The 6,654-nt window shown below is 73.6% G+C and carries 6 protein-coding genes; 1 reads left to right on the forward strand and 5 read right to left on the reverse strand.

Annotated features, from left to right (window positions below; translation table 11 throughout):
• From ABZ340_RS36075 to ABZ340_RS36090, 4 genes are all read right to left on the reverse strand, one after another.
• A partial coding sequence (locus ABZ340_RS36075; RefSeq protein ID WP_358786124.1) for a homocysteine S-methyltransferase family protein occupies positions 1-749 on the reverse strand: 749 nt, incomplete at its 3' end.
• The gene (locus ABZ340_RS36080) at positions 746-1,765 is read right to left on the reverse strand and encodes a carbohydrate kinase family protein (protein ID WP_358786125.1); all 1,020 of its coding nucleotides are present in this window, start codon (positions 1,763-1,765) and stop codon (positions 746-748) included. The genes ABZ340_RS36075 and ABZ340_RS36080, both read right to left, overlap by 4 nt.
• 90 nt (positions 1,766-1,855) lie before the next feature.
• Positions 1,856-3,064: a methionine adenosyltransferase gene (gene metK / locus ABZ340_RS36085; protein WP_358786126.1), complete on the reverse strand. Its 1,209-nt coding sequence runs from the start codon at positions 3,062-3,064 to the stop codon at positions 1,856-1,858.
• A 366-nt stretch (positions 3,065-3,430) separates the two neighbouring features.
• Positions 3,431-4,495 carry a glucose-1-phosphate thymidylyltransferase gene (locus ABZ340_RS36090; protein ID WP_358786127.1) on the reverse strand — a complete coding sequence of 355 codons (1,065 nt, stop codon included), beginning with the start codon at positions 4,493-4,495 and terminating at the stop codon, positions 3,431-3,433.
• Between the two features lie 170 nt (positions 4,496-4,665).
• Between ABZ340_RS36090 and ABZ340_RS36095 the strand changes: the two genes are divergently transcribed.
• Positions 4,666-6,051: an NDP-hexose 2,3-dehydratase family protein gene (locus ABZ340_RS36095; protein ID WP_358786128.1), complete on the forward strand. Its 1,386-nt coding sequence runs from the start codon at positions 4,666-4,668 to the stop codon at positions 6,049-6,051.
• Positions 6,052-6,102: 51 nt separating this feature from the next.
• Here ABZ340_RS36095 and ABZ340_RS36100 read toward each other — a convergent pair whose 3' ends face one another.
• On the reverse strand, positions 6,103-6,519 hold the full coding sequence (locus ABZ340_RS36100; protein ID WP_358786129.1) for a cobalamin B12-binding domain-containing protein: 417 nt from the start codon (positions 6,517-6,519) through the stop codon (positions 6,103-6,105).
• Positions 6,520-6,654 lie beyond the last annotated feature (135 nt).

Raw genomic sequence — 6,654 nt, forward strand, 5'->3', positions numbered from 1 at the left:
GACAGCGGGATGCGGGAGTGGCGCGAGAGGAAGCGCAGGTGCTCGCTCATCTCCGCCGGGCCCGTCGCGCAGTTCAGGCCGATCATGTCGATGCCCAGCGGTTCCAGCGCGGTCAGGGCCGCACCGATCTCCGAGCCCAGCAGCATCGTGCCGGTCGTCTCCACCGTCACCGACACGATCAGCGGCGCGTCCAGGCCGGCGGTCTCCAGGGCACGGCGGGCCCCGAGGACGGCGGCCTTGGTCTGCAGCAGATCCTGCGTCGTCTCCACCAGCAGCGCGTCCGCGCCGCCCGCGAGCAGACCCTCCGCGTTCCGCTGGTAGGCGTCACGCAGGGTCGTGTACGGGGCGTGGCCGAGCGTGGGCAGCTTGGTGCCGGGGCCCATGGAGCCCAGCACCCAGCGCGGGCGGCCGTCGCCGGCCGCGAACTCGTCGGCCACCTCGCGGGCCACCCGGGCACCGGCCTCGGACAGCTCGTACACGCGGTCGGCGATGTCGTACTCGCCGAGAGCCGCGAAGTTCGCGCCGAACGTGTTCGTCTCCACGCAGTCGACGCCGACGGCGTAGTACGCCTCGTGGACCGAGCGGACGATGTCCGGCCGCGTGACGTTGAGGATCTCGTTGCAGCCCTCGAGCTGCTGGAAGTCCTCCAGGGTCGGGTCCTGCGCCTGCAGCATGGTGCCCATCGCCCCGTCCGCCACCACCACCCGGGTGGCGAGTGCCTCCCTGAGGGTTCCGGGTGCCGCCGTCACGAGGCGTCGCCGCCCTCGTGTGCGCCGGCCGCCAGGTGGGGTGCGAGGTCCGCGGCGGCGTCGGCGCCGTACGCGGCCGTGAGGTTGGCGAGGAGCCGGTCGGGGGTGGCCTCGTACGACTGGGAGCCGACGGTGCGGATCGCCTCGGCCGCGAGCGCGCAGCCGAGCCGGGCCGCGGCCGTCGGGGCCAGTCCCCGGGCGGTGGCGGCGAGGAAACCGGCCCGGAACGCGTCACCGACACCGGTCGGGTCGGCGACCGGGACGCCGGGCACGGCGGGAACGCGCAGACGGGTGCCGTCGGCGCGGTCGGCGCGGACGCCGTTCTCGCCGAGCGTGACGAGCCAGGTGCCGACCCGGTCCAGCACCTCGCCGTGGGTCCAGCCGGTGCGTTCGAGCAGCAGGGCGGCCTCGTACTCGTTGGTGAAGAGCCAGCGGGCGCCGTCCACGAGGTCGCGCGCCTGCGCGCCGTCGAGGCGGGCGAGCTGCTGCGAGGGGTCGGCGGCGAACGGGAGGCCGAGCTCCCGGCACTGCCGGGTGCGGCGGAGCATCGCCTCGGGATCGTCGGGCGCGACCAGGACCAGGTCCGGCCGGGCGCCGGGGGCGTCCGGACCGTCCCCGACCAGGGCCGTCAGGTCGATGTCGCGCGCCTCGGCCATGGCGCCCGCGTAGAACACGGCGATCTGGTTGGCGTCCTGGTCGGTGGTGCACATGAACCGGGCGGTCTGCCGCTCGGCGGAGACCAGGACGCCGCCGGTGTCGACGCCGTGCTCCTTGAGCCACACCTCGTACGGCCCGAAGTCGGTGCCGACCGCGCCGATCAGGAGCGGCCTGAGGCCGAGGCTGCCGAGTCCGAAGGCGATGTTGGCGGCGACACCGCCGCGCCGTACTTCGAGGTCGTCGACGAGGAACGACAAGGACACATGGTCCAGTTGGCCGGGGATGAGCTGGTCCGCGAACCTGCCGGGGAACACCGTCAGATGGTCCGTGGCGATCGAGCCGGACACCGCGATACGCACGTGAGCACTCCCGTTGGGTGCGTGGGCCGGGGCTGGGGCCGTTCGGTCGGCCGGCCGGTCCGTGGCCGGCCGTCGGTCGGTGGAGGCGGGTCAGAGTCCGACCGCGGCCTTGAGCCGGTCGGCGCGGTCGGTCCGCTCCCAGGTGAAGTCGGGCAGTTCACGGCCGAAGTGGCCGTAGGCGGCGGTCTGGGAGTAGATCGGGCGGAGCAGGTCGAGGTCGCGGATGATGGCGGCCGGGCGCAGGTCGAAGACCTGGGAGATGGCCCGCTCGATGTCGGCCTGCGGGACGGCCGCGGTGCCGAAGGTCTCGACGAACAGGCCGACCGGCTCGGCCTTGCCGATGGCGTAGGCCACCTGGACCTCGCAGCGCTCCGCGAGCCCGGCGGCGACGACGTTCTTGGCGACCCACCGCATCGCGTACGCCGCCGAACGGTCCACCTTGGACGGGTCCTTGCCGGAGAAGGCGCCGCCGCCGTGGCGGGCCATGCCGCCGTAGGTGTCGATGATGATCTTGCGGCCGGTCAGGCCGGCGTCGCCCATCGGGCCGCCGATCTCGAACCGCCCGGTGGGGTTGACCAGGAGCCGGTGGCCCTCGGTCTCCAGCTTGATGCCGTCCTCCGCGAGCTCGTCGAGGACGTACTGCACGACGTGCTCCTGGATGTCCGGCGTGAGCAGCGAGCCCAGGTCGATGTCGCTCGCGTGCTGCGAGGAGACCACGACCGTGTCGAGCCGGACCGGGCGGCTGCCCAGGTACTCGATGGTGACCTGGGTCTTCCCGTCCGGGCGCAGGTAGGGCATGGTGCCGTCCCGGCGGACCTCGGTCAGGCGGCGCGAGAGGCGGTGGGCCAGCTCGACCGGCAGCGGCATCAGGTTCGGGGTCTCGTTGGTGGCGTAGCCGAACATCAGCCCCTGGTCGCCCGCGCCCTGCTGGTCGAGCTCGTCCTCGTCGCCCTCGACCCGGCTCTCGTACGCCGTGTCGACGCCCTGCGCGATGTCCGGGGACTGTGCGCCGATGGAGACCGAGACGCCGCAGGAGGCGCCGTCGAAGCCCTTCTGCGAGGAGTCGTAGCCGATCTCGAGGATCTTGTCGCGCACCAGGGTCGCGATGTCCGCGTACGCCGTGGTCGTGACCTCACCCGCCACATGCACCTGGCCGGTCGTGATGAGCGTCTCGACGGCGACGCGGGACGCCGGGTCCTCGCGCAGCAGCGCGTCGAGGACGGCGTCGCTGATCTGGTCGGCGATCTTGTCCGGATGGCCCTCGGTCACGGACTCCGAGGTGAACAGGCGGCGGGACATGGCTCTCCAGTTTCCTTGTAGGGGGGGTACGGGAGGTACGGCGGCCGGCCGGGACACGGCTGCGGGTGACGGTGTGTCAGGGGACGGGGGTGGTGGCCGCGCGCGAACGGGGAGGCCGGTGAGGAGGCCGCGAGGGGCACGGCCGGTGGCGTCGGTCCCGCTTCCGCCTGCCGGAGATCTCGGTCACCCCGGTCACCGCGGACGCGGCCGCGCCCGGCTCATCGGCCACTTTCGCGGGGGCGGCTCGCCTGCCGCTCGTGGCTCGTCGGAGTTCCCGTCGGGCCGCGGACGAGAGCCGGTGGGGTGCGGGCGGAGCGCGCCGCTGTCGCGAGCGGAGCACGCCACTGTCGCGGGGGGACGGCGGCTTCACGCCGCCACCTCCGCGTTGGCGTGGTCCCCGACGAAGAGCTGGTGCCGGGCGGCGGCGGAGCGGCCGATCCGGGCCCAGCGGCCGATGATCGAGCGGTCGAGGGCGGGGACGCCGTCGACGACGGCACCCTCCAGGAGGATCGAGTCGGCGACGGCGGCGTGCCGCAGGACGCAGTCGCGGCCGACGGAGACGTACGGCCCGATGGTGCAGTCGGTCACGGTGCTCCCGGCGGCGATCGCCAGCGGCCCCACCAGGTGGCTGCCGCGCACCCGGGCTCCCGGGCCGATCACGACCGGGCCGCTGAGGGTGCTGGCGGCGTCGACGTCCCCGTGCACGACGGGTCCGGTCAGCCGCCCGAGCAGTTCCCGGTTGCAGTCGAGCAGGTCCTCCGCCCTGCCGGTGTCCTTCCAGTAGCCGTCGTAGCGGTGGGCGCGCACCAGGGCGCCGCCGTCGGCGAGGCGCTGGATGGCGTCGGTGATCTCCAGTTCGCCGCGGGCGCTGGGGCGCAGCCCGGCGACCGCCCGGTGGATCCGGGAGGTGAAGAAGTAGACGCCGAGCACGGCGAGGTCACCGGCGGGCTCGGCCGGCTTCTCGACCAGGCGGTGCACCCGGCCGTCGGCACCCACCTCGGCCACCCCGTAGGCACGCGGATCGGCCACCGGCTGCACGAGGAGCAACGCGTCCGCGCGGTCGGCGGCGAATGCCTCGGCGGCCTCCGCGATGCCGTCCGCGAACACGTTGTCGGCCAGGTACATGACGAAGTCGTCGTCGCCGAGGAAGCCGGCCGCGAGCTGGACGCAGTGCGCGAGTCCCAGCGGGCGGTCCTGGTGCAGACAGGTGAGGTCGAGACCGAACGCGGAACCGTCACCGACCACCTGGGATATCTCGGCGGCGTGCGTGCCGACGATGACGGCCGCCTCGGTGATGCCCGCGTCGCGGATGTTCTCCAGGCAGTGGACGAGAACGGGCTTGTTGGCTACGGGCAGCAGTTGTTTGGCGGTCGAGTGGGTGAAGGGGCGCAGCCGCGACCCCGTCCCCCCTGACAGTATGAGCGCCTTCATGTTCCGCAAGCGTGCAGGTGGTTCCTCAAGGAGGGCTCGACGCGGCCCGGAGCGGGGCCGTCCGGGGTGCCGGGGGCCGCCGCCGCGGCCGGCGGGGGACCGGGCCGGGCCCGAGGGACCGGCCGGCCGCCGTCGACCGGTTCTCGAGCGGGCCCCCGGACCATGCCCGCATGGCCTCATGGAAGACCGCACGGCCTCCCGCCGTGGCACGGGACGTCTCCTTCGACCGGTGGCTGGACGAGCAGCGCCGCAGGCACCCCCACAGCGTGCGGCGCGTGCCGCTCGACGCGCTGCCGGGCTGGCGCTTCTGCCGGGACACCGGCGACCTGGTGCACTCCTCGGGCCGCTTCTTCTCCGTCTCCGGGCTGCGCGCCACCACCGACTTCGGCGCCGGGGGGCGGCGGCCGCGGAGCTGGACCCAGCCCGTCATCGTGCAGCCCGAGGTCGGGCTGCTCGGCATCCTGCTCAAGGAGTCCCGCGGCGAGGTGCACTGCCTGCTGCAGGCCAAGATGGAGCCGGGCAACGTCAACGGGCTGCAGCTCTCACCGACCGTGCAGGCCACCCGCAGCAACTTCACGGGGGTGCACCGGGGCCGCCCCGTGCCGTACACGGAGTACTTCACCGGGGACCGGAGTGGCGCCCGGGTGCTCGCCGACTCGCTCCAGTCCGAGCAGGGCTGGTGGTTCCTGCACAAGCGGAACCGCAACGTGGTCGTCATGACGGACGAGGACGTGCCCGCGCTCGACGGGTTCCGCTGGCTGTCGCTGCGCCGGGTCGGCGCGCTGCTCCGCCGCGACCACCTGGTGAACATGGACAGCCGCACGGTCCTGTCGACGCTGCCGCCGCGGCTGCTCGCGGACTCCGCCGGGCGGCCGGCCCCGGCGGGCGAGGACGACGCCCTGCACTCGTTCACCGAGGTGCTCTCGGCCTTGGCCGACGCCCGGTTCAGATACGAACTGACCCAGGAGCAGCTCCCGCTGCGGAAGGTGCTGGAGGACGCCGTCGGCCCGTGGCGGCGGACCCGGGACGGCATCGGGCGGGACGACGGCCGGTACTTCACGGTGCTCGGCGTGACCGTGGAGGCGCAGGCGCGTGAGGTGGCCCGCTGGGCCCAGCCGCTGCTCGCCCCGGTGGCGGGGCTCGCCGGGCTGCTCGTGCGGCGCGTCGACGGGGTGCCGCACGTGCTGCTGCGGGCCCGGGTGGAGGCGGGCACCCTGAACGTGGCCGAGTTCGGTCCCACGGTGCAGTGCTCGTCACGTCCCGCGCACGGAGAGGGCGGGCGCCGCCCCGAGTTCCTCGACCTGCTGCTCGCGCCGCGCGCCGGGCGGGTGCTGTTCGACACCGAGCAGTCCGAGGAGGGCGGGCGCTTCCACCACGCGCTGACCCGCAATCTGATCGTCGAGCCGGACGAGGGGGACCTGCGCGATCTGCCGGATCTGCCACCGGACTTCTGCTGGGTGTCGGTACCGCAGGCGCAGGCGCTGCTGCGGCACGGCAACTACCTCAATGTGCAGGCCCGGTCTCTGATGACGGCGCTGATGCTGGCGACCGGATGAGGCCGGCCGCGCCGGGGGGAGGGCGCGGGGGAGCCGCTCGGGCCCGTCGGGTCAGAGCGCTCCGTTGCGGGCCCGGTCGCGGCCGACGTGGGCGTGCACCCAGTCGGTGATCTCGCGCGTCGGGGTGCCGGGGGTGAACAGGGCGGCGACGCCGAGGCCGAGCAGCGGCGGGATGTCGGCCTCGGGGATGATGCCGCCGCCGAACACCGTGATGTCGGTGGCGTCCTCCTCCTTCAGGAACTCCATCACCTGCGCGAAGAGCGTGAGATGGGCGCCGGAGAGCACGGACAGGCCGATGCCGTCGACGTCCTCCTGGAGGGCGGTGTCGACGATCTGCCGCGGGGTCTGGTGGAGCCCCGTGTAGACGACCTCGATGCCCGCGTCGCGCAGGGCACGGGCGATGACCTTGGCGCCCCTGTCATGGCCGTCGAGGCCCGGCTTGGCCACGACCACACGTAGGTGATTCAACTCGGCTCCCGGCTCAGTAGGTGTCGGAGGGGTGTGGGTGCCCCACACCTCGCGCAGCGCGTTGCACACCTCGCCGACGGTGGCGCGGGCGCGCAGGGCGTCCTTCATGGGGTAGAGGACGTTGTCCTCACCCGC

It is taken from the genome of Streptomyces sp. NPDC006134, assembly GCF_040628835.1.
Lineage (GTDB): Bacteria > Actinomycetota > Actinomycetes > Streptomycetales > Streptomycetaceae > Streptomyces.